19 protein-coding genes are annotated in these 19091 nt (G+C 72.1%); 9 read left to right on the forward strand and 10 right to left on the reverse strand.

Annotated features, from left to right (window positions below; all coding sequences use genetic code 11):
- Position 1: 1 nt before the first annotated feature.
- Together Hrr1229_RS06500 and Hrr1229_RS06505 are read right to left on the reverse strand one after the other, a co-directional pair.
- On the reverse strand, positions 2-766 hold the full coding sequence (locus Hrr1229_RS06500; protein WP_123113650.1) for a bacteriorhodopsin: 765 nt from the start codon (positions 764-766) through the stop codon (positions 2-4).
- 1 nt (position 767) lies between these two features.
- Positions 768-2480, reverse strand: coding sequence for a methyl-accepting chemotaxis protein (locus Hrr1229_RS06505; protein ID WP_123113649.1), 1713 nt, complete (start codon positions 2478-2480; stop codon positions 768-770).
- A 164-nt stretch (positions 2481-2644) separates the two neighbouring features.
- On the opposite strand from Hrr1229_RS06505, the gene Hrr1229_RS06510 reads away from it, so the two are divergent.
- Positions 2645-3451: an aldo/keto reductase gene (locus tag Hrr1229_RS06510; RefSeq protein WP_123113648.1), complete on the forward strand. Its 807-nt coding sequence runs from the start codon at positions 2645-2647 to the stop codon at positions 3449-3451.
- Positions 3452-3624: 173 nt separating this feature from the next.
- Positions 3625-4032: a DUF5790 family protein gene (locus Hrr1229_RS06515; protein ID WP_123113647.1), complete on the forward strand. Its 408-nt coding sequence runs from the start codon at positions 3625-3627 to the stop codon at positions 4030-4032.
- 12 nt (positions 4033-4044) lie between these two features.
- On the opposite strand, the gene Hrr1229_RS06520 is transcribed toward Hrr1229_RS06515, so the two are convergent.
- Complete coding sequence (locus tag Hrr1229_RS06520) at positions 4045-4812, reverse strand: creatininase family protein (protein ID WP_123113646.1); 768 nt, start codon at positions 4810-4812, stop codon at positions 4045-4047.
- Positions 4813-4963: 151 nt separating this feature from the next.
- Here Hrr1229_RS06520 and Hrr1229_RS06525 point away from each other — a divergent pair, with 151 nt between their 5' ends.
- Positions 4964-5299 carry a hypothetical protein gene (locus tag Hrr1229_RS06525; RefSeq protein ID WP_123113645.1) on the forward strand — a complete coding sequence of 112 codons (336 nt, stop codon included), beginning with the start codon at positions 4964-4966 and terminating at the stop codon, positions 5297-5299.
- Positions 5300-5342: 43 nt separating this feature from the next.
- On the opposite strand, the gene Hrr1229_RS06530 is transcribed toward Hrr1229_RS06525, so the two are convergent.
- Both Hrr1229_RS06530 and Hrr1229_RS06535 read right to left on the reverse strand, forming a co-directional pair.
- Complete coding sequence (locus Hrr1229_RS06530; RefSeq protein ID WP_123113644.1) at positions 5343-7286, reverse strand: ABC transporter ATP-binding protein; 1944 nt, start codon at positions 7284-7286, stop codon at positions 5343-5345.
- A gap of 133 nt (positions 7287-7419) precedes the next feature.
- Positions 7420-7749: a hypothetical protein gene (locus Hrr1229_RS06535; protein WP_123113643.1), complete on the reverse strand. Its 330-nt coding sequence runs from the start codon at positions 7747-7749 to the stop codon at positions 7420-7422.
- Positions 7750-7930: 181 nt separating this feature from the next.
- Here Hrr1229_RS06535 and rnz point away from each other — a divergent pair, with 181 nt between their 5' ends.
- Both rnz and Hrr1229_RS06545 read left to right on the forward strand, forming a co-directional pair.
- Positions 7931-8863: a ribonuclease Z gene (rnz, locus tag Hrr1229_RS06540; RefSeq protein ID WP_123113642.1), complete on the forward strand. Its 933-nt coding sequence runs from the start codon at positions 7931-7933 to the stop codon at positions 8861-8863.
- A gap of 77 nt (positions 8864-8940) precedes the next feature.
- Positions 8941-9372, forward strand: coding sequence for an HIT family protein (locus tag Hrr1229_RS06545; protein WP_123113641.1), 432 nt, complete (start codon positions 8941-8943; stop codon positions 9370-9372).
- A 76-nt stretch (positions 9373-9448) separates the two neighbouring features.
- Here Hrr1229_RS06545 and Hrr1229_RS06550 read toward each other — a convergent pair whose 3' ends face one another.
- Entirely contained in the window at positions 9449-10666 is a 1218-nt protein-coding gene (locus Hrr1229_RS06550; protein ID WP_123113640.1) for an MFS transporter, read from the reverse strand.
- A gap of 94 nt (positions 10667-10760) precedes the next feature.
- Here Hrr1229_RS06550 and Hrr1229_RS06555 point away from each other — a divergent pair, with 94 nt between their 5' ends.
- The gene (locus Hrr1229_RS06555; protein ID WP_123113639.1) at positions 10761-11537 is read left to right on the forward strand and encodes an AAA family ATPase; all 777 of its coding nucleotides are present in this window, start codon (positions 10761-10763) and stop codon (positions 11535-11537) included.
- 45 nt (positions 11538-11582) lie between these two features.
- Here the strand turns inward: Hrr1229_RS06555 and Hrr1229_RS06560 are convergent, their stop codons facing one another.
- Positions 11583-12107 (reverse strand): hypothetical protein, encoded by a 525-nt coding sequence (locus Hrr1229_RS06560; protein ID WP_123113638.1) that lies wholly within the window; start codon positions 12105-12107, stop codon positions 11583-11585.
- A gap of 163 nt (positions 12108-12270) precedes the next feature.
- Between Hrr1229_RS06560 and Hrr1229_RS06565 the strand changes: the two genes are divergently transcribed.
- Positions 12271-13281, forward strand: coding sequence for a transcription initiation factor IIB family protein (locus tag Hrr1229_RS06565; protein ID WP_123113637.1), 1011 nt, complete (start codon positions 12271-12273; stop codon positions 13279-13281).
- Positions 13282-13612: 331 nt separating this feature from the next.
- Here the strand turns inward: Hrr1229_RS06565 and Hrr1229_RS06570 are convergent, their stop codons facing one another.
- A complete protein-coding gene (locus Hrr1229_RS06570) occupies positions 13613-14458 on the reverse strand; it encodes a DUF6293 family protein (protein WP_123113636.1) in 846 nt (281 codons plus the stop codon).
- A gap of 121 nt (positions 14459-14579) precedes the next feature.
- Here Hrr1229_RS06570 and Hrr1229_RS06575 point away from each other — a divergent pair, with 121 nt between their 5' ends.
- Positions 14580-16211 carry a GTP-binding protein gene (locus Hrr1229_RS06575; protein WP_123113635.1) on the forward strand — a complete coding sequence of 544 codons (1632 nt, stop codon included), beginning with the start codon at positions 14580-14582 and terminating at the stop codon, positions 16209-16211.
- Between the two features lie 7 nt (positions 16212-16218).
- Here Hrr1229_RS06575 and Hrr1229_RS06580 read toward each other — a convergent pair whose 3' ends face one another.
- On the reverse strand, positions 16219-16560 hold the full coding sequence (locus tag Hrr1229_RS06580; RefSeq protein WP_123113634.1) for a dihydroneopterin aldolase family protein: 342 nt from the start codon (positions 16558-16560) through the stop codon (positions 16219-16221).
- Between the two features lie 23 nt (positions 16561-16583).
- Positions 16584-17420, reverse strand: coding sequence for a PHP domain-containing protein (locus Hrr1229_RS06585; RefSeq protein ID WP_255212573.1), 837 nt, complete (start codon positions 17418-17420; stop codon positions 16584-16586).
- Between the two features lie 120 nt (positions 17421-17540).
- Here Hrr1229_RS06585 and Hrr1229_RS06590 point away from each other — a divergent pair, with 120 nt between their 5' ends.
- Positions 17541-18875: an amidohydrolase gene (locus Hrr1229_RS06590; protein WP_123113633.1), complete on the forward strand. Its 1335-nt coding sequence runs from the start codon at positions 17541-17543 to the stop codon at positions 18873-18875.
- Positions 18876-19091 lie beyond the last annotated feature (216 nt).

A 19091-nucleotide genomic window follows, 5' to 3' on the forward strand; every position in this document is an offset into this window, starting at 1 on the left:
GTCAGTCGTCGCCGAGCGACGCGGCGGGCTCGTCGCCGTCGAGCGCGCCGCCGGGCGCACCGAGGCCGCCCGAGCCGCTCTCCGCGCCGAGGCCGTCGAACGCGTCCGCGCCCGCGACCGCGACGACGACGAAGCCGACCTTCGAGACGATGTCGAGGTAGACGAACACCAGCATCTCCGTGGAGGCCGTCAGGAGCCCGAGCCCGGTGGGCGCGAGCACCCAGACGACCGGGTACAGCGTCCAGAGGACGACCGTGATGTTCCGGAGGGTCCCGAAGACGGCGCGAACGCGGTCCCCCTCGGCCGACGCCGACCGCGGAAGCGCCACGAGCAGGCCGTAAACGAGCACCGCGTACGCCGCCGACGCGACGGCGAACAGACCCCACGAGAGCGTTCCCGCCGTGACGACCGCGGCGATCCCGCCGGCGATGATCACCACGTCGACCGCGATCAACCCGGCGAGAACGCGCCGCGACGGACGCGCGAGCAGGCCGAGGTAGAGGAGCAGCAGCGGGGTCGTGATCAGCCAGTCGAGGTAGCGGGCGACCGGGAGGTCGCCGCCCGGCGTCGCCACCGTGCCGAACCCGAGCGCCATCGCGAGGTACGCGAGCGCCGCGACCCCGGTGACGCCGGCGAGCGTGGCGTAGTACCGCGCGTGCGACTCGCCCGACGACGACCCGGTAAACCAGTTCCACAGCGGCGGGATCGTCCCGGCCCCCATCGCGAGGACGCCGAGCCACGCCCATATCGTCGTGTCGACCAGCATCTCAGTTCACCCCCTCCCCGCCGGCGGACGCGTCGTCCGGCGCGTCGTTTCCGTGCGAGAAGTCGAAGGCGGTCTCGCCGTCGCCCCCGCGCGTGCCGGGCCGTTGACCGCCGTCGTCACCCGCGGTTCCGCCGTCGGAGATCGCCGTGGCGGTCGCGTCCGCGGCGGTCGGGTCGGGCTCCGAGAGCGCGTCGTCGGTCGCGAACTCGAAGTCTTCGACCGCGTTGCGCAACGCGAGCGCGCGGTCCGAGAGCGACTCGGCGGCGGTCTCGACCGCGCCGAGGGTCTGCTCCTGTTCGTCGACCGCCCCGGTGACGTCGCCGGCCGCGCTCGCGGTCTGCGCGCTGATCGCAGAGACGTCCTCGACGTGCCCGACCACCGCGTCCACGGAGTCGGCCTGCGTCTCGGTCGCCCGGGTGATCTCGGTCATGCTCGTGTCGGTCCGCTCGGAGGCCTCCGCGAGGCGTTCCAAGGCGTCGATCGACGTCTCGACGGTGTCGACTCCGGCGGAGATCCGCTGTTCGGTGCGTTCCATCGCGTCGGCGCCGGTCTCGGCGCGCTCCTGGACGGAGTGGATCCGGGCTTCGATCTCGCTCGCCGACTCCTGAGTCTCCTCGGCCAGCGCTTTCACCTCCTCGGCGACGACCGCGAAGCCGGCGCCCTCGGCGCCGGAGCGAGCCGCCTCGATGGAAGCGTTCAGCGCGAGCAGGTTCGTCTGCTCGGCGATCTCCGAGATGGTGTCGACCACCTCGCCGATCTCCTCGACCTCCTCCGCGAGCGCCTCGACCTCCGCGGTCGTCTCCGCGGTCGTCTCCTCGACCGCGTCCATCTCGGCGAGCGCCTCCTCGGCGGCCTCGCGCCCCTCCTCGCCGACCGCGGCGGCGTGCTCGGCGGTCTCAGCCACGTCGGTGACAGTGGAGGCGACCTCCTCGGCGGACGACGCGAGGCTCTCGGCCTCGTCGGTCGCCGCCTGCAAGTCGTCGCGCTGGGTGCGCGCGCCCTCGGCGATCTCGTCGACCGCCTCGCTCACGGTGCCGGTGGTCGCCCGCAGGCTCTCCGTGCGGTCGTCGACCGTCCCGGCGACGTCGGCGGTGTCCTCGGCGACGGTCGCGACGGACGCGACCGTCCCCTCCAGTTCGTCGGCCATCTCGTTGAACGCGGCACCGACGCGCGCCATCGCCTCGTTGTCGCTGTCGGGGTCGACCCGCCGGGTCAGGTCGCCGTCGGCGAGCGCGCGCATCGCCGACTCGTACTCGGTCGCCTTGCGCTCGACCGTCTCGGCGCGCGCCGTCGCCTCGCGCCGCGCCCGCTCCGCCTCCTCGCGGGCGTCCTCGGCGTCGGCGATCTCCGACCGCAGCGAGCCGCGCATGGCGTCGAACGCCCGGAACAGCCGCCCGATCTCGTCTCGCCGCCCCGTCTCCAGCGTCACGTCGAGGTCCCCCTCGGCCATCCGCTCGGCCTTGGCCGTGAGCTGTCGCAGGGAGATGACCGTGTTCGATCCGACGGTGACCCCGATGAGCGCGAGCCCGATCACCGTCAACAGCGTCATCCCAACGAGCCCGGAGCGGATCTCCGCGCCCGCGGCCCCGGTCCCCTCCGCGCGGAGGTAGACGATGACCCCGTATGAAACTGAGACCCCCATGACCCCGATCAGAGACAGCGCGAGCTTCGCGCCGTAACTCGACCGCACGCCGGAGGACGATCCCTCTTGCATAGTGTACTGATTTCCAGGGATCGTATCGGCATAATAACTGCTGCCCAAATATTACGCGTGATAACGCAGTTCGGCGGGAAATCCGTCGGTAGCGCGGGATCGAAGGGACCGGCGGACGCGAGAGCGACCGGTACGTTGACGGGAGTCGCGGCCGCCGGATCGGTATGACCGACGCGTTCGATCGGCTCGGGTACGGGACGTACAAGCTGGCGGACGGCGAGGAGTGCGTCGCCGGGGTCGCCCACGCCCTGGAGACGGGGTACCGTCACGTCGACACGGCGCAGGGGTACGACAACGAGGCGTCGGTGTCGGCGGGGATCGACCGCACCGACGTCGACCGCGACGAACTGTTCATCGCGACGAAGCTGTCGACGGACAACCTCTCGTACGACGACGCGACCGCGACCGCGCGGGTGAGCCGCGACCGGCTCGGCGTCGACTCGATCGACCTGCTGTACGTCCACTGGCCGATCAACACCTACGACCCCGCGGAGACGCTGCCCGCCCTCGACGACCTCGTCGACGAGGGCGTGGTCGACCGGATCGGGCTCTCGAACTTCCGGCCCGACCAGCTCGCGGAGGCGATCCACCGGCTCGACCACGACGTGTTCGCCCACCAGGTCGAGTGTCATCCCCTGCTCCAACAGGAGGAGCTGCGCGAGCTCGCGGCCGAACACGGCCACTGGCTCGTCGCGTACTCGCCGATCGCGCGCAACCGGGTGGCCGACGTGGACGTCCTGCGGGAGGTCGCCGCGAAACACGACGCGAGCCCGGCGCAGGTGAGCCTCGCGTGGCTGCTCTCGAAGGAGCGGGTCGCGCCGATCCCGAAGGCCGCCGACTTCGACCACGTCGAGGCGAACTGGGCAGCGCGCGACATCGACCTCGATCCCGAGGACATCGAGCGGATCGACGCGCTCGACCGCGGCGAGCGAATCGTCGACTTCGACGAGGCGCCGTGGAATCGGGTGTGACCGCGGCCCGTCCGGGCCGAGCGTAGAGGAGCTCCTCGTCCGGCCGTGAGACGGGGGCGCGGCGGAACTGAACGCCGTCCCGCAGCGAACCGAGACCCTGACGCCCCGTCGGCCGGGGTTTCACTTCCGCTTTCGGGCGCGTTTTTAAAAGGCGTCGGCACGACGTCTCCGGTATGAGCCAGTCCACGTTCGACGACGACGACCTGTTCGGCGAGGCGGCCGAAGAGACCCGCGCCGAGGTCGAAGAGCACCTCGCGGCCGCCCGGGGGGAGCTCCCCGACCCGGACGCGGTGTGGGAGACGGACGCGGACAACGTGCTCGGCGCGCTCAACGGGCTCAAGTCCGCCCTCGACGTCGGCGACGCGATCGACTCCGTCCGGTCGGCGAAGAAGGCGTACGTGCTCGGCGAGCGCGCCGACGCCTTCGAGGACGCCGACGATTTAAAAGCGGAGATCGAGGAGCTGGAGTCGCTCGTCGGCGACATCGAGAGCGCCGCCGAGGAGGTCAGCTCGCTCACCGGCACCGTCCCGGCGATCCGCGGGGCGTTGCAGGACGCGGCGGAGGCGGCCGAGGACGAGTAGCGTCTCGCGTTTTTAAGCGGACTCCCGCTCGACGACCGCCGCCGCGAGCTCCGCCAGTGCGTCGCTCGCGAGGTCGAGGAGCTCCTCGCCGCGCGCCGCGTCGCCGGCGCTCGGATCGCCGACGACCCCGTTCCCCGTGAACTCGTCCGAGTCGTGCGCGAGGTTCACCCCCGATACCCACTCGCCCCACCGGTCTGCGGCGCCCTCGCGGGCCTCCTCGGTCCGGTCCTCGCGGACGAGGTCGGGGTTCGTCGCGCGCAGCAGCGCCGTCTCCAGCGGACCGGCGTGGCCCATGTCGCCCGCGTGCTCGCCGACCGCCTCGAACCAGGTGAACGCGACGGCGTACCCGTCGTGGGCGGAGTCGCGCGAGAACCGACGGGCGACCTCCGCGAGCGCCCCCACGTTGCCGCCGTGCCCGTTGACGAACACGACTCGGTCGATCCCGTGGTGCGGCAGCGATTCCGCCGCCTCGCGGACGTAGGCCCGGAACGCGTCGGGCGAGACCCACATCGTCCCGTCGAAGGCGCGGTGCTCCTCGGCGACGCCGACGGGGATCGGCGGGGCGACCGCGACCTCGCCCGTGCGTCCCTCGGACGCGTCGCGGTCGGCGGCCTCGTCCTCGTACGCCGCCGCGCCCGCCTCCGCGACGGCGACGGCGTCGAGCGTGTCGGTCCCGAGCGGGGCGTGGGGACCGTGCTGTTCGGTGCTGCCGACGGGGACGAACGCGACGTCGACGTCGGCGTCGCGCACGTCGGTCCAGGTGGCGTCCGCGAGTCGCATACGGCCCCCTCGGCGGGACGCGCCGTATAGCCGACGGTCTTCGGGCGGCGCCGAGTCGGGGCGGCGCTGGGAGGCGACGCGGAGGCGGGACAGCGCAGACGCGGGGCGATCGCCCCGGGGAATTATTCCGCTGCCGGACGAGACGCCACCCATGGGGAATGAGAGCGAGGAACACGGTCGAACGGCGGGGGTGACGTTCGGACCGCTGAAGCGGGCCCTCCGCGAGCACAGCTACCCGGTGTCGGTCGCGGAGCTGGTCGAGCAGTACGGCGGCTTCGAGCTGGAGACCGGAACCGGCGGCGAGCGGCTCGAGACGACGCTGGAGCGATGCGGGCGGGACCGGTTCCACGAGCCGCGAGAGGTGCGCGACGCGATCCTCGACGCGCTGGGCGAGGAGCCGGGGAGCGACGGGGCGACGGCGGGAGCGGACGGGCCGGAGGAAGGCGAGAACGGCGGCGCGGACGACTGGAGCCGACTGTCGACGTGAGCGGTCGGGGAGGGAGACCGCCGGGCGGGGCGGCCCCGCGCCCTCAGTCGTCGTCGGTCTCCGCGTCCTCGATCAGGCGCGCGGTGCGCTCCTGCGCGCGGTCGATGAACTCCTGGGGCAGCTCGTCGATCTCGCCGGCCTGCACGCCCCAGAGGTGGGCGTACAGCCCCCCGTTGTCGAGCAGCTCCGCGTGCGTCCCGCGCTCGACGATCTCCCCGCCCTCCAACACGAGGATGGTGTCGGCGTCCTTGATCGTGGAGAGACGGTGGGCGATCGCGAACGTCGTCCGCTCGGCCGTGAGCCGGTCGAGCGAGCGCTGGATCAGCATCTCCGTCTCGGTGTCGACGTCGGAGGTCGCCTCGTCTAAGACGAGGATGTCGGGGTCTTTGAGCACCGCCCGCGCGATCGTGACGCGCTGGCGCTGGCCGCCCGAGAGCTTCACGCCGCGCTCGCCGACCATCGTGTCGTAGCCGTCCGGGAGGTTCTGGATGAACTCGTGCGCCTCCGCGGCCCGCGCGGCCTCGCGGACCTCCTCGTCGGTCGCCTCGAAGGTGCCGTACGTGATGTTCTCACGGACGGTGCCGTAGAACAGGTACGACGACTGCCCGACGTAGCCAATCGACCGTCGGAGCGACTTGAGCGTCACGTCGCGCACGTTCTGCCCGTCGATCCGGATCGACCCGTCGTCGACGTCGTACATCCGGAGCAGGAGCTTGAGCACCGTGGACTTGCCGGCGCCGGTGGGACCGACCAGCGCGAGCGTCTCCCCGCCCTCAACCTCGAAGTCGATGTCGGAGACGATAGTCTCCTCGTCGTACCCGAAGCTCACGCCGTCGTAGACGACGTCGCCGTCGTCGACGACCAGCTCCTCGGCGTTCGGGTCCTCGGCGAGCCGCGAGGGCTCGTCCATCAGCCCGAAGATCCGCGCGGAGGAGGCACGGGCGCGCTGGTACATGTTGATGATCTGCCCGAACTGCGCCATCGGCCAGATGAACCGCTGGGTGTAGAGGATGAACACGACGAACATCCCCTCCGAGAGCTCGCCGGTGAACGGGCCGGGCGGTCCCTGGAACACCCAGAGCCCGCCGACGACGAACGTGAGGACGAAGCCGATGCCCGCGAGCACGCGGAGCGCCGGGAAGAACTTGATCCGGGTCCGGATCGCGTCCCAGTTGGCGTCGAAGTAGTCCATCGACACGTCGTCGACGCGGTCAGACTCGTACGGCTCCGTGTTCGACGACTTGATCACCTGGATCCCGCCGAGGTTGTTCTCCAGCCGGGAGTTCATCTTGCCGACCGTCGACCGCACCTCGGCGTACTTCGGCTGGATGGTCCTGATGAACAGGTAAGTGAATCCGGCGATGACCGGCACGGGCAACAGCGCGACCAGGGCGAGCTGCCAGTTGATCCAGAACAGCAGGACACTGATCCCGAGCACCATCACGGCCAGGCGGAACACGGAGTTCATCCCGTCGTTGAGGAACCGCTCCAGCCGGTTCACGTCGTTCGAGAGGATGGACATCATCTCCCCGGTCTGCTTGTCCGAGAAGAACTCCATGTTGAGCCGCTGCATCTTGTCGTAGGTGTCCGTCCGGACGTCGTGTTGGATGTTCTGGGCGAACGCATTGAACCCCCAGTTGCGGACCCAGTGGAACGCCGCGCCGAAGGCGAACGCGCCGACGAGGACGGCGATCGTGAACCAGAACTGCTCGGTCTGCGCGGTCGGGAGCCACGCGTCCGGCAGCAACACGAGCGGGATCTGCTCGTCGAACGGGGCCTCGCCGCGGAAGATCGCGTCGAGAGCGATACCGAGCATCAGGGGAGGGAGCAGATCGAGGAGTCGCGCGAAGACGCTGGCGAGGATACCGACGGAGACCTGCGGGAGGTAGTCGCGACCGTACGCGAGGAACAGCCGTTTCATCGGGTTCTCGATCTTCTCCCGCTGTTCCTCGAAGGGGTCGTCTTCCTCCCACTCGACGCTACTCATTACCGTTTCATATCGTATCGCGCCGCAAATAGGTTTCCTTCGAATCGAAATACATCGGCGGAAATCTCCGGTATCGGAGGCCAACGGCCGCGTTTCGGGGATCGGCTTCGCCTCGTAGCGCTCGGCGATCCGGTCACACCTCGCGGCGCTCGACCGACGGGTCGACGTCGGCGGCGGCGAGGTCCTCTCGGATGCGCCGTCGGAGGGGATCCGGGATGTCGTCGCGAGGGACCGGGGCGGCCGTGGCGGGCGCCGTCGAGTCGTCCGCCGCCGTCGAGGCGTCGGCCGCGTCCTCGGCGTCGGTCCCGGCAGCGGCGGGCACCGTCCAGTAGAGGACGCACTCGGCGTCCGCGTAGAACTCCACCGCGAACCGGGCGCCGCCGCCGTCGTAGTGGACCCGGGCGGCTGCGCCCTCCGCATGCCACCCCTCCTGTCGGACGAGCGCGGCGATCGAGTCGTGCATGGTCGCGTTCGGGGCGGCGGGCACATGTCGGCTTCGGCTCGGATCGCGTCGGCCTCGGATCGTTTCGGGGTCGGCGGGGACGACTCACCGCCGGGCCGACCGGGACGACTCACCGCCGGACCGACCGGGACCCCGCCGCCCGCCTCGAAAGGAGTTTATCGCCGCCGGCCGCAGGAGGGGTATGTCCCTTCGCGTCACGTTCCTCGGAACGGGCGGCGCCGTCCCGACCACCGAGCGCGCGCCGAGCGCACTGTTCGTCAACCGCGAGGGCGACCGCCTCCTCTTCGACTGCGGCGAGGGGACCCAGCGCGGCATGATGCGGCACGGCACCGGGTTCGGGGTCGACCACGTGTTCGTCTCGCACCTCCACGGCGACCACGTCCTCGGGATCCCGGGACTGGTCCAGACGCTCGGATTCAACGACCGGTCGGCGCCGCTGACGGTCCACTGCCCGCCCGGAACCGAGGAGGACCTCCGAGACCTGGTCCACGCAGTCGGTCACGACCCCGCGTTCCCGGTCCGGATCGAGGCGGTCGCGCCCGACGAGGTCGCGCTCGACGCCGACGGCTACGAGGTCCGTGCGTTCGAGACGGAACACCGGACCGTCTCGCAGGGGTACGTCCTCGACGAGGACGACCGCCCCGGTCGGTTCGACCGCCCGAAGGCGGAGGAGCTGGGCGTCCCCGTCGGCCCGAAGTTCGGCCGGCTCCACGACGGCGAGCCGGTCGAGGCCGAGGACGGGACGATCGTCGAGCCGGACCAGGTCGTCGGGCCGCCGCGGCCCGGCCGGACCCTCGTGTACACCGCCGACACGCGCCCGCGAGAGCGAACGGTCGAGGTCGCCGAGGGCGCCGACCTGCTCGTCCACGACGCGACCTTCGCCGACGACATGGCCGACCGCGCCCGCGACACGGCCCACTCGACCGGCCGCGAGGCCGGGGGGATCGCCGCCCGCGCGGACGCGAAGCGGCTGGCGCTGGTCCACATCTCCTCGCGGTACGCCGCCGACGCCTCGCCGATCCGCCGGGAGGCGCGGGCGGCGTTCGACGGCGGCGTCATCCTCCCGGACGACGGCGACCTGATCGAGGTACCGTTCCCCGACGCGAACGAGTAGGACGGAGCCGAGCCCGGCGGTGAGAACACCCCCGCACCCGGGAAACCTTGATGAGTCGAGGCGTCGACCCCTCGAGTATGTCCGACGACTGCATCTTCTGTTCGATCGTCGCCGGCGACATCCCGGCGCGGACCGTCCACGAGACCGACGACGTGCTGGCGTTCCTCGACGCCAACCCGCTCGCGCGCGGCCACACGCTCGTGATCCCGAAATCGCACGCGCGGCACGTCGGCGACCTCGACGACGACCTCGCGAGCGAGCTGTTCGCGACGGTGACCGAGCTCACCCCGCGGGTGCAGGCCGCGGTCGACGCCGACGGCGCCAACGTCGGGATCAACGACGGCGAGGCGGCCGGCCAGGAAGTCCCTCACGTTCACGTCCACATCATCCCGCGGTTCGAGGGCGACGGCGGCGCGCCCCTCCACGCGGTCGGCGGCGAGCGACCCGGCCTCTCCGACGACGAGCTGGACGCCGTCGCCGAGGACGTGACCGCCGCGATCGACGGCTGAGCGGCTGGCCCGAGGGACATCGATCGGTCCGCCGTCGCCTCGGGACACCGACCGGCGGTCGAACGCCCGCCGACCGTCACCCCCGTCCCCCGGCGAGCCGGTCGGCCTCCGGGAGGGTGCGGAGCCACAGCATCGCGCCGGTGCCCACGAGCGGACCGACGACGAGCGGGGCGAAGGCCCACTGCCAACCGGCGGCGTCCCGCACGAGGGGGACCAGCTGGATCGAGGCGATGGTGATGAGGAAGCCGACGGCGGTCTGTAGGGTCAGCGCGGAGCCGACGTAGCTCTCGTCGGCGAGCTCGGAGACGGCGGCGGAGAACTGCGCCGAGTCGGCCACGATGAAGAATCCCCAGACGAGGACGAAGGGAACGACCACGAGCGGCGACGAGCCGAAGACGACGCCCGCGAGCAGACAGGCGCTCCCCGAGACGGCCATGGACAGGCTGGTGACGGCGGACCGGCCCCACCGGTCGGCCGCGGATCCGGCCAGCCACGCGCCGACGCCGCCGACGGCGATGGTCGCGAACGCCAGCAGCGCGGCGCGGCTGTCGGCGTCGACCACCCCGCCGGCCTCGAAGCTCGCGGCGATGTAGACGGGGACCCACGTCCAGACCGCGTACAGCTCCCACATGTGACCGAAGTAGCCGGCGTTCGCGAGGACGACGCCGCGGTCGGTGACGATCCGCCGGATCGCGCCGGGGTCGAACGGCGCCGTCTCCGGCTGGTGCGGGCCGTCCTCGTACGCGAGGACGAGCGCTCCACCGAGCGTCGCCAGCGCGGCCGTACCGTAGAGGACCGCGTCGGGGCGACCGATCCCGCCGACCGCACGAAGGAGATGCGGCGAGGCCGACCCGACCGTCAGCGCGCCGACCAGAACGCCGATGGCGAGCCCTCGCCCCGCGTCGAACCACGACGCCATCATCTTCATCCCGGTGGGGTACACCCCCGCGAGCGCGACGCCGGTCAGGAATCGCAGGGCGATCGCGGGCGGGCCGCTGGCGACGACCGCCGCGATGGCCGCCGTCCCCGCCGCGCCGAGCAGGGCGGAGCCGGCGAACAGGTACCGCGGCGGGACGACGTCGGCGATCGTCAGCGACGCCGACGCGAGGGCCCCGACCACGAAACCGAGCTGGACCGCGTTGGTCAGCCAAGCCGTCTCGGCGGCGGAGAGCTCCCACGCCGCGGCCAGTTCCGGTCCGACGGCCGTCCCGCTGAACCAGAGCGTCATCGCGAACAGCTCCGCGACGCCGACGAGCACGAGCGCGCGCCACTTCCCGTCTGCGATAGCGGCCATGTGTCAGTACCCTTATTAATAAATATGATATAAACGTTGTGTCGGGGCAGCGGCGATCCGCGGCGCTTAACAATCGACCCAAGCGAGCGGAGCCATGCACACTCGAACGCTCGCGCTCGTCGGAGCGACCGGTGGCGCGGGGACGACGCGGACCGCCGTCGAACTGGCCGCGCTGGGGGCGCGCGACGGCCGCGACGCCGCCGTGGTCGACGCCGCGTTCACGACGCAAGGGCTCTCCGAGTACGTCTCGGGGCGGATAGACGCCGACATCACGGCGCTCGTCACCGACGAGACCGGCGCGTCGCTGTCGGCGGCGGCGTACCCGATCGACGCCGAGTCGAGCGACGGCGACCCGGACCTCCCGGGGCGCGTCGACCTGCTCCCGGCCCGCGCGCCGTTCGAGCGCGCGGCCCGCGCGAAGACGGCAGAGGCCGCGCGGAAACTGGAGCGACGGATCGACGAGGCGGCGACCGCCTACGACGCCGTGGTCGTCGACGCCGCCCCCGTCGGATCGAACGAGGCGGTCGCCGCGGTCACGGCCGCCGATCGCGTCGAAGCGGTGACTCCTGCGACGGCGCACGGCCGCGACGCGCTCCAGCGGCTCCGCGGCCGAGTGGCCGACGTCGGCGGGAGCGTCGACGGGACGATCGCGGTGGCTCGCGCGGGAGGGTCAGACGCCGAGAGCGATATCGGGGAGAACGCCGACACTCGGCTTCCGCCCGTCGACCCCGCGGTCGAGAGCGCTCCCGAGGCGGCGACGGGGACCGGCGAATACGTCGCGGCGCTGGCGGAGACGTACGAGCGCGCGTTCGACGCGGCGCTCGGGATCGAGTTCGAGGAGCCGGGGCTGGTCGAGCGGATCCGGTCCTGAGCCGGTCGAACCGGGCGGTAAGAGTGAATGCGGTCGAGCGGGTTTTCAGCGCAGGCCGTCGGGCGACCCCAGCGCGCCGCCGAGGGCGTCGCCGTCGCCGCGGAGGCCGTCGCCGAGCGGCGCGGAGCCCGCGACGTGCGCGGCGACGGCGTCGGCGACCGCGGGGACCGGGTCGTGGGTCTCGACGTACGTCGCCAGCGCGAAGTCCGCCTCGTCGCCCCCGGTGAGCGCCACCGCCTCGCTGCGCGCAATCTTCCCGTCGAGCCAGTCGCGGACGACGCTCCGCCGGCTCGGCGCGAGCGGACAGACGCCCTCGACGCCGCAGCGGTGCAGCGCCTTCGCGCCCGTCATCGGGGCCACGCCGGCCTCGCGGGCGGCGTCGCCGACGCTCCGCCCGGCCGTGTACGCGTCGACCAGCGTCGCGGTCGCGGCCGGGGTACAGGGGAGGTCGTCCGCGTGCGCCGCGAGGCGGTCGACGAGCGGCGTCTCCGTGTCGTCGGCGACGGCGACTCCGCGATCGCGCTGGCTCGCGGTCACCTCCAGCCCGTCCGCGATCTCCGACAGCGTCATGCGAACCGATGGCTCCCTCTGCGAGTTAAAACCACCGTACTGCGACGGAGTGAGCGGCGCAGTCACCGACCGGTAACCGGTCGGTTCGAGCGCGTCGATCCGGGCGATCACCCTCGAATTCTCCCGGGTTTAAGTAAGGTATCGGGCCCGAGTTCGACGTGTGATGAGCCGAGCACGCTCTACCCGTGTCCGTTCGCACCGCACCGAGACGACCGACCGCGTCGAGGAGGCGACCGCCGACGGAGCGTCGACCGCCGAGAGCGAGGCGACCGCGACTGCAGCGGGAGAGGAGACGACGACGGACACGGGCGAGACGACCGCCGTCGACGAGTGTCCCGAGTGCGGCGGTCGGACCCGCGTCGACGCCGCCGAGCGCGTCTGCGCCGACTGTGGGCTCGTCGTCGAGGCCGACCGGATCGACCACGGCCCGGAGTGGCGGTCGTTCGACGACGACGACGCGAACCCGAAGCGCACCGGCGCGCCGCTGACGCGCTCCCGGCACGACAGGGGCCTCTCGACGGAGATCGGCCGGTCGACCCGCGTGAAGGGGCGCAAGCGCCGGCGGCTCGCGCGGATGCGGACCCAGCACAACCGCGCGCAGATCTCGACGAAGCGCGACCGCAACAAGGTGTACGCCTACACCGAGATCCGGCGGCTGACCGGCGTGTTGGAGCTCCCCGACAGCGTCCGTGACACGGCCTGCGCGCTGTTCGACTCCGCGCAGGACGAGAGCCTGCTGCGCGGTCGGTCGCTGGAGGGGTTCGCTGCCGCCTGCGTCTACGTCGCCTGCCGCACCGCCGACGTCGCCCGGACCGTCGGGGAGGTCTGCGGCGAGGCGAAGGCGACGGAGGACGAGCACCGGGCCGCCTTCGACGCGATGAACCGCGAGCTCGGGCTTCCGATCGGCCCGACCGGTCCGGCGGAGTACCTCCCGCGGTTCGCGAGCGACCTCGGCTGTGCGGCCGACGTGGAGCGCCGGGCGGGCGAACTCGCGGAGCGCGCCGTGAGCGAGGGGATCGCGAACGGCCGCAACCCGGTCGGCGTCGCCGCCGCCTGCCTGTACACCGCGGCCCGCGAGCTGGGCGCCGACTGCACGCAGCAGGAAGCCGCCGACGTCGCCGGCGTGACGCCCGTAACTGTTCGGCGGACGTACGTGGACCTGACCGAGGAGTGAGTCGGGAGCGAAGGAGCCCGGAAAACGACGGTGAAACCGCCGTCCGTGACGTCCCGCCGGACGGCCGCAACGGCGTCAGCGGGGGATACCGCGGGTCGGAGCCCGCGGCGGGGGCGGACCGACAGCGGCGGGCCGGCGGCAGGGGACCGGCCCTCGGCGTAGGAGGGGGTGATCGGCGGGCGGAGGGCGTCGCGCCCGGCCGACGGGGCGTCACGCGTTCGGATCGAGGGGTTGGGGAACGTTCTACGTTAGCTGTGTATCGTCCGGATAAACCGAACAATCCGCGCACGACGAACGAACCGTTCGGCGTCGGCCGCACGCTCCGGAGTCCTCACTCCCCGCCGAGCTTGTGCTGGAATGCGAAGAAGACGCGGCGACCGGTCTCGGTGAGCCTGACAGTGTCCGAGCGCCCGACGTCCTCCAGTTCGACGTAGCCACGGTCCAAGAGCGGATCGAGGACGTGCGTCTCCAGCGCGCGGTACTTCGCGGTCCGGCTCTCGCCGGCCTTCCGGAGGAACGACAGGTCGCGCTCGCGTGCCCATTCGATCAGGTTCCACTTGTCCGTCGTCAGGTGGTCGTCGTCGCGTTCGTGGAGCCTGCCGAGGACCGCGACCTGATCGGTCGTCGGCGCGTCCATGGGATAGATCGGGAGGTCGACCGTCTCCGCGACGCCCGCCGTGAGCGGCTCCTCGCGCACGTCGTGGCGGTGCGTCTCCGGCTCGACGCTGTACGGGCGCGCGCCGACGATCATGCACGCGATGGCGACGCCGACCGCGGCGATCCGCGGTCCGGTCGAGACGTTGGCGAACAGCCTGTCGCCGGCGGGCTCGCCGGCGCCGTGTTTCGCGGCGATCGTCGTCGTGACGCCGAGCACGTCGTACACGTCGGCGAGCTCGACCGGAAGCGCTCGCACCGAGGCGAACTCGGCGGCCGCCGCCCACGCGTCGCGCTGGTAGTCGGTGAGCCCGTCGACCTCGACCCGGCTGCCGTCCGGGCCCGCGGCGGCCGCCTCGAAGTCGACGGTGCCTCGAGCGGCGTCGCGGGCGGGCGCGTCGGCCAGCAGGTAGACCACGTCGGCGCCGTATCTGCGGAGGGGCTCGACGATGCGGTCGCGCTCGTGGCCGAGCGGCGCGACGTGGACGCGCCGTTCGGAAACGCGGGGAACCGTCGTGTCCATACCACCGTTCTCCGCGGCCGTCGGTTAAAAAGTGCGTCGCGCGGAGGCGGTCCGAACGCCACGGTACGTGGGGACGGATCGCACGAAAACCGTTAAGCCCGGCTGTCGCCTACGAGCGGGTATGAGCGCTGACCGGTCCGCGTTGCGGCGGGCCATCGAGCGCGGCGAGCGCGACGGCGGCGCGATCGAGTTCAAGGAGCGACTGACGCGCGAGGTTCACTTGGCGGAGGGCCGGATGGAGTCGCTCGTGGCGCAGCTCCGCCACCGGGTGCTCTCCGGCGACGGCGAAGCGACCTACGTCATCGGCGTCACCGACGACGGCGGGCTGGCCGGGATCGCGCCCGAGGCCTTCTCCGAGACGATGGACGTGCTCTCGCTTCTCGCCGACGAGGCGGACGCCCACATCGCCGACGTGGAGACGTGGAGCGCCGGCGCGGACGGGAACGGAACGGACGCCGGGCTCGTCGGCCTCGCCACCCTCCGCGACGGCGGGATGTTCGAGACGGACGACGACCACCTCGTGATCGGGACGGCCGGCCACGTCGACCACGGGAAGTCGACGCTCGTCGGCACCCTCGTCACCGGCCGGGCCGACGACGGGCAGGGGGGCACCCGCGGCTTCCTCGACGTCCAGCCCCACGAGGTCGAGCGGGGGCTCTCCGCCGACCTGTCGTACGCCGTCTACGGGTTCGAGGACGGCGGCGAGGAGCCGGTCCGGATGGACAACCCGCACCGCAAGTCCGACCGTGCGCGGATCGTCGAGGAGGCCGACCGGCTGGTCTCGTTCGTCGACACGGTCGGCCACGAGCCGTGGCTCCGGACGACGATCCGCGGGCTGGTCGGCCAGAAGCTCGACTACGGGCTCTTAGTCGTCGCCGCCGACGACGGCCCGACGAAGACGACCCGAGAACACCTCGGCATCCTGCTGGCGACCGAGCTCCCGACCATCGTCGCGATCACGAAGGCCGACGCCGTGAGCGACGAGCGGCTCGCCGACGTGGAGCGCGAGGTCGAGTCGATGCTCCGGGACGTCGGCGAGACGCCCCTCCTCGTCGACCGCCACGGGATCGACGCGGCGGTCGCGGAGGTCGGCGACGGCGTCGTCCCGCTGCTCCGCACCAGCGCGGTGACGAAGGAGGGGCTCGGGACCCTCGACCGGCTGTTCGAGACGCTCCCGAAGCGGGCGACCCCGGAGCGCGCGGAGTTCCGGATGTACGTCGACCGGAGCTACAAGGTGACCGGCGTCGGTGCGGTCGCCTCCGGCACCGTCAACTCCGGCACCGTCGAGGCCGGCGACGAGCTCCTCCTCGGCCCGATGGCCGACGGCTCCTTCCGCGAGGTGGAGGTCAGGTCGATCGAGATGCACTACCACCGGGTCGACAAGGCGACTGCCGGCCGGATCGTCGGCATCGCGCTGAAGGGCGTCGACGAGGCGGAGATCGAGCGGGGGATGGCCCTGGTGCCCCGCGAGAGCGACCCCGATCCGGTCCGCGAGTTCGAGGCCGAGGTGATGGTGCTGAACCACCCGACGCGGATCCGAGAGGGGTACGAGCCGGTCGTCCACGTGGAGACCGTCTCCGAGGCGGCCGTCTTCGCGCCCGAGGGCGGGCGGCTCCTCCCCGGCGACACCGGCCGGACGCGGGTCCGGTTCAAGTTCCGCCCGTATCTCGTCGAGGCGGGCCAACGGTTCGTCTTCCGGGAGGGGTCGAGCAAGGGCGTGGGGACGATCCGCGACGTGGACTCGGCGGAGTGAACGCGGTTCAGTCCTCGACCGACACGAGCTCCATCAGCGGGTAGCCGTCGGTCATCGTCATCCGCGTGCGGACCGTCACGCCCTCGCGTTCGATCCGCATCTCGACGTCCATCAGCGAGCCGGTGAGCTCCGTGTACCCGTTCTCGTGGTCGATCGCGTCGGCGACGCGGTCGTCGTGGATGTCAACGGTCACCGACTCGCAGAACGGCTGGTTCTCTATCGACTCCGCCATCGCGGCTTCGAGACTTCGCGTGCTCGACGGGCTGACGGGCGTCCCCGCGAACTGGTGGTACAGGGATCCGAACTTGATCCCGGCCTCGAAACACGCCTGCTGGGGGTCGGTTGCCATGCCGGCACTCCGGCGGCGCTGGCCTAAGGGGCTTCGGAGGGTCCCGACTCCGCGGCGGGCGGGAAGCCGCCGTCGGAGTCGCCGAGGACCGCCTCGACGGGGAGCGGTTCGATCCCCGCCTCGGCGAGGTACCGCTCCAGCCGGGGCGCCCTGTCGCCGAAATCCTCGGGGTCGTGCGAGTCGGTGCCGACGACGAACCGGACGCCTCGCTCGCGGAACGCCTCCAGGAACGGCTCGGTCGGGTGGAAGAGGTCGAACTCGCCGCGATCGCCGGCCCGGCCGGCGTTGATCTCCGGGACCGTCCGGGAGTCGGCGCAGGCGGCCGCCACCCGCTCGCGGTGGGCGTCGGTCGTGAGCCCGCGGAGCGCGGGGTGATTCTCCACGAGGTCGACGTGCGCGAGCACGTCGAACAGCTCCGATTCGACGAGCGAGACAACCGCGTCGTAGTAGTCGTCGACGAACGCGCGGCGCTCGGCGTCGCTCGCGTCGGCGAACGACTCGAACGGGAACACCTGCTTCCCGGCGACGTAGTGGACGCTCCCCAGCGCGTAGTCGAAGTCGGCGTCGTCGAGGAACGCCTCGATCGCGGGCTCCAGCCCGGGCTCGTAGTCCATCTCGACCGCGTCGTAGAGCGTCAGGTCGGTGCGGTCGGCGGCGAGCGCGAGCGCCTCGCGGCGCCGCTCGTGCGTGCGGTCGAAGTTGCGGTTCCACAGCAGCCGCTCGTCGCGCCACGCCTCGCTCAGGCTGCAGTGGTCGGCGAAGCCGACGGCGTCGAGCCCCGCCGCCTCGGCGGCGTCGACCATGAGCGGGATCCCGGAGCCGTCGGAGTAGGACGTGTGCGCGTGGACGTCGGCGGTCACGCGTACACGGAGGGGCCGGAGCGGCCTAAGCCCGTCGCGGGCGCGGGAGACGACGAGCGGCGCGCTCCCCCGTCGCACTCGAACCGAAGCCGTTTGGTTCGGGGGCCGGGATGGGTCCGTATGAACACGCTTCGCGTGACGGGCGGCCGGGTGCTCCGTCCGGACGGCGCCGTGACCGAGTCGGACGTGACGGTCGACCGCGACGGGGGGACGGTCCTCGCGGTGGGCGACGAGACGGGGGGCGTCGCCGACGAGAACGTCCCATCGAGCGCCGACGAGACCCTCGACGCCGAGGGCTCGCTCGTGATCCCCGGGCTCGTCAACGCGCACACGCACGTCGCGATGACGCTGCTCCGCGGGTACGCCGACGACAAGCCGCTGGACGCGTGGCTGCGGGAAGACATCTGGCCGGCGGAGGCCGAGCTGACGCCCGACGATATCGAGGCCGGCGCCGCGCTCGGCGCGCTGGAGATGATCCGCTCCGGGACGACCGCGTTCGCGGACATGTACTTCGCGATGGACCGGGTGGCCGACGTCGTCGACCGCGCCGGCCTGCGCGCGCGGCTCGGCCACGGCGTCGTGACGGTCGGGAAAGAGGAGGCCGACGCCCGCGCCGACGTCGAGGAGAGCCTCGCGGTCGCCCGCGAGCTCGACGGCGCCGCCGACGGGCGGATCCGGACCGCGTTCATGCCGCACTCGCTGACCACGGTGGGCGAGGAGCTCCTGCGCGAAGGGGTCGCCGAGGCGCGGGCGGCGGGCGTCCCGGTCCACCTCCACGCGAACGAGACGACCGACGAGGTCGACCCGATCGTCGACGAGCGCGGGGAGCGCCCGATCGCGTACGCGGCCGACATCGACGCGCTCGGCCCGGACGACTTCTTCGCGCACGGCGTCCACCTCGACGACGACGAGATCGACCGGCTCGCCGACGCCGGGACCGCGGTCGTCCACTGCCCGGCCTCGAACATGAAGCTCGCGAGCGGGATGGCCCCCGTCCAGCGGCTCCGCGAGGCGGGCGTCACGGTCGCGCTCGGCACCGACGGGGCGGCCTCGAACAACGACCTGGACGTCTTCGACGAGATGCGCGACGCCGCCATGCTCGGGAAGCTCGCCGCGGACGACGCCGCGGCGGTCCCGGCCGAGGCGGTCGTGGAGATGGCGACCGCGGCGGGCGCGGACGCCCTCGGCCTCCCCGGCGGCCGGATCGAGCCGGGCGCGGCCGCCGACCTCGCCGTCGTCGACCTCGACGCCCCGCATCTCACGCCCGTCCACGACCCCGTCTCCCACCTCGCGTACGCGGCGCGCGGGAGCGACGTCCGGCACACGGTCTGTGACGGCGAGGTCCTCATGCGCGACCGCGAGGTCCTGACGCTCGACGCCGACGCGGTTCAGGAGCGCGCCGCCGAGGCCGCCGCCGCCCTCGTCGCCCGCGTCGACGGCGGCGACGGTTTATAAACGAGCGCCGGCGCCGACGCGGCTCGCTCCGCGGAGATCGGTCCGACTCGCCGCCGACGGGTCAAGCGCGACCGGAGCGCGTCCGAAGCGCGCGCGAGCCGCGAGCCGACCCGAACCGCCGCAAAGACGACCCCGATTCGCGGCGATCAACCGCGCAGTCGCCCCGATCGACGAAACAGGCGGTAGAGAGCCGTTAAGTCGGATAAAATCCGAATT

It is taken from the genome of Halorubrum sp. CBA1229 (assembly GCF_003721435.2).
Taxonomy (GTDB): domain Archaea; phylum Halobacteriota; class Halobacteria; order Halobacteriales; family Haloferacaceae; genus Halorubrum.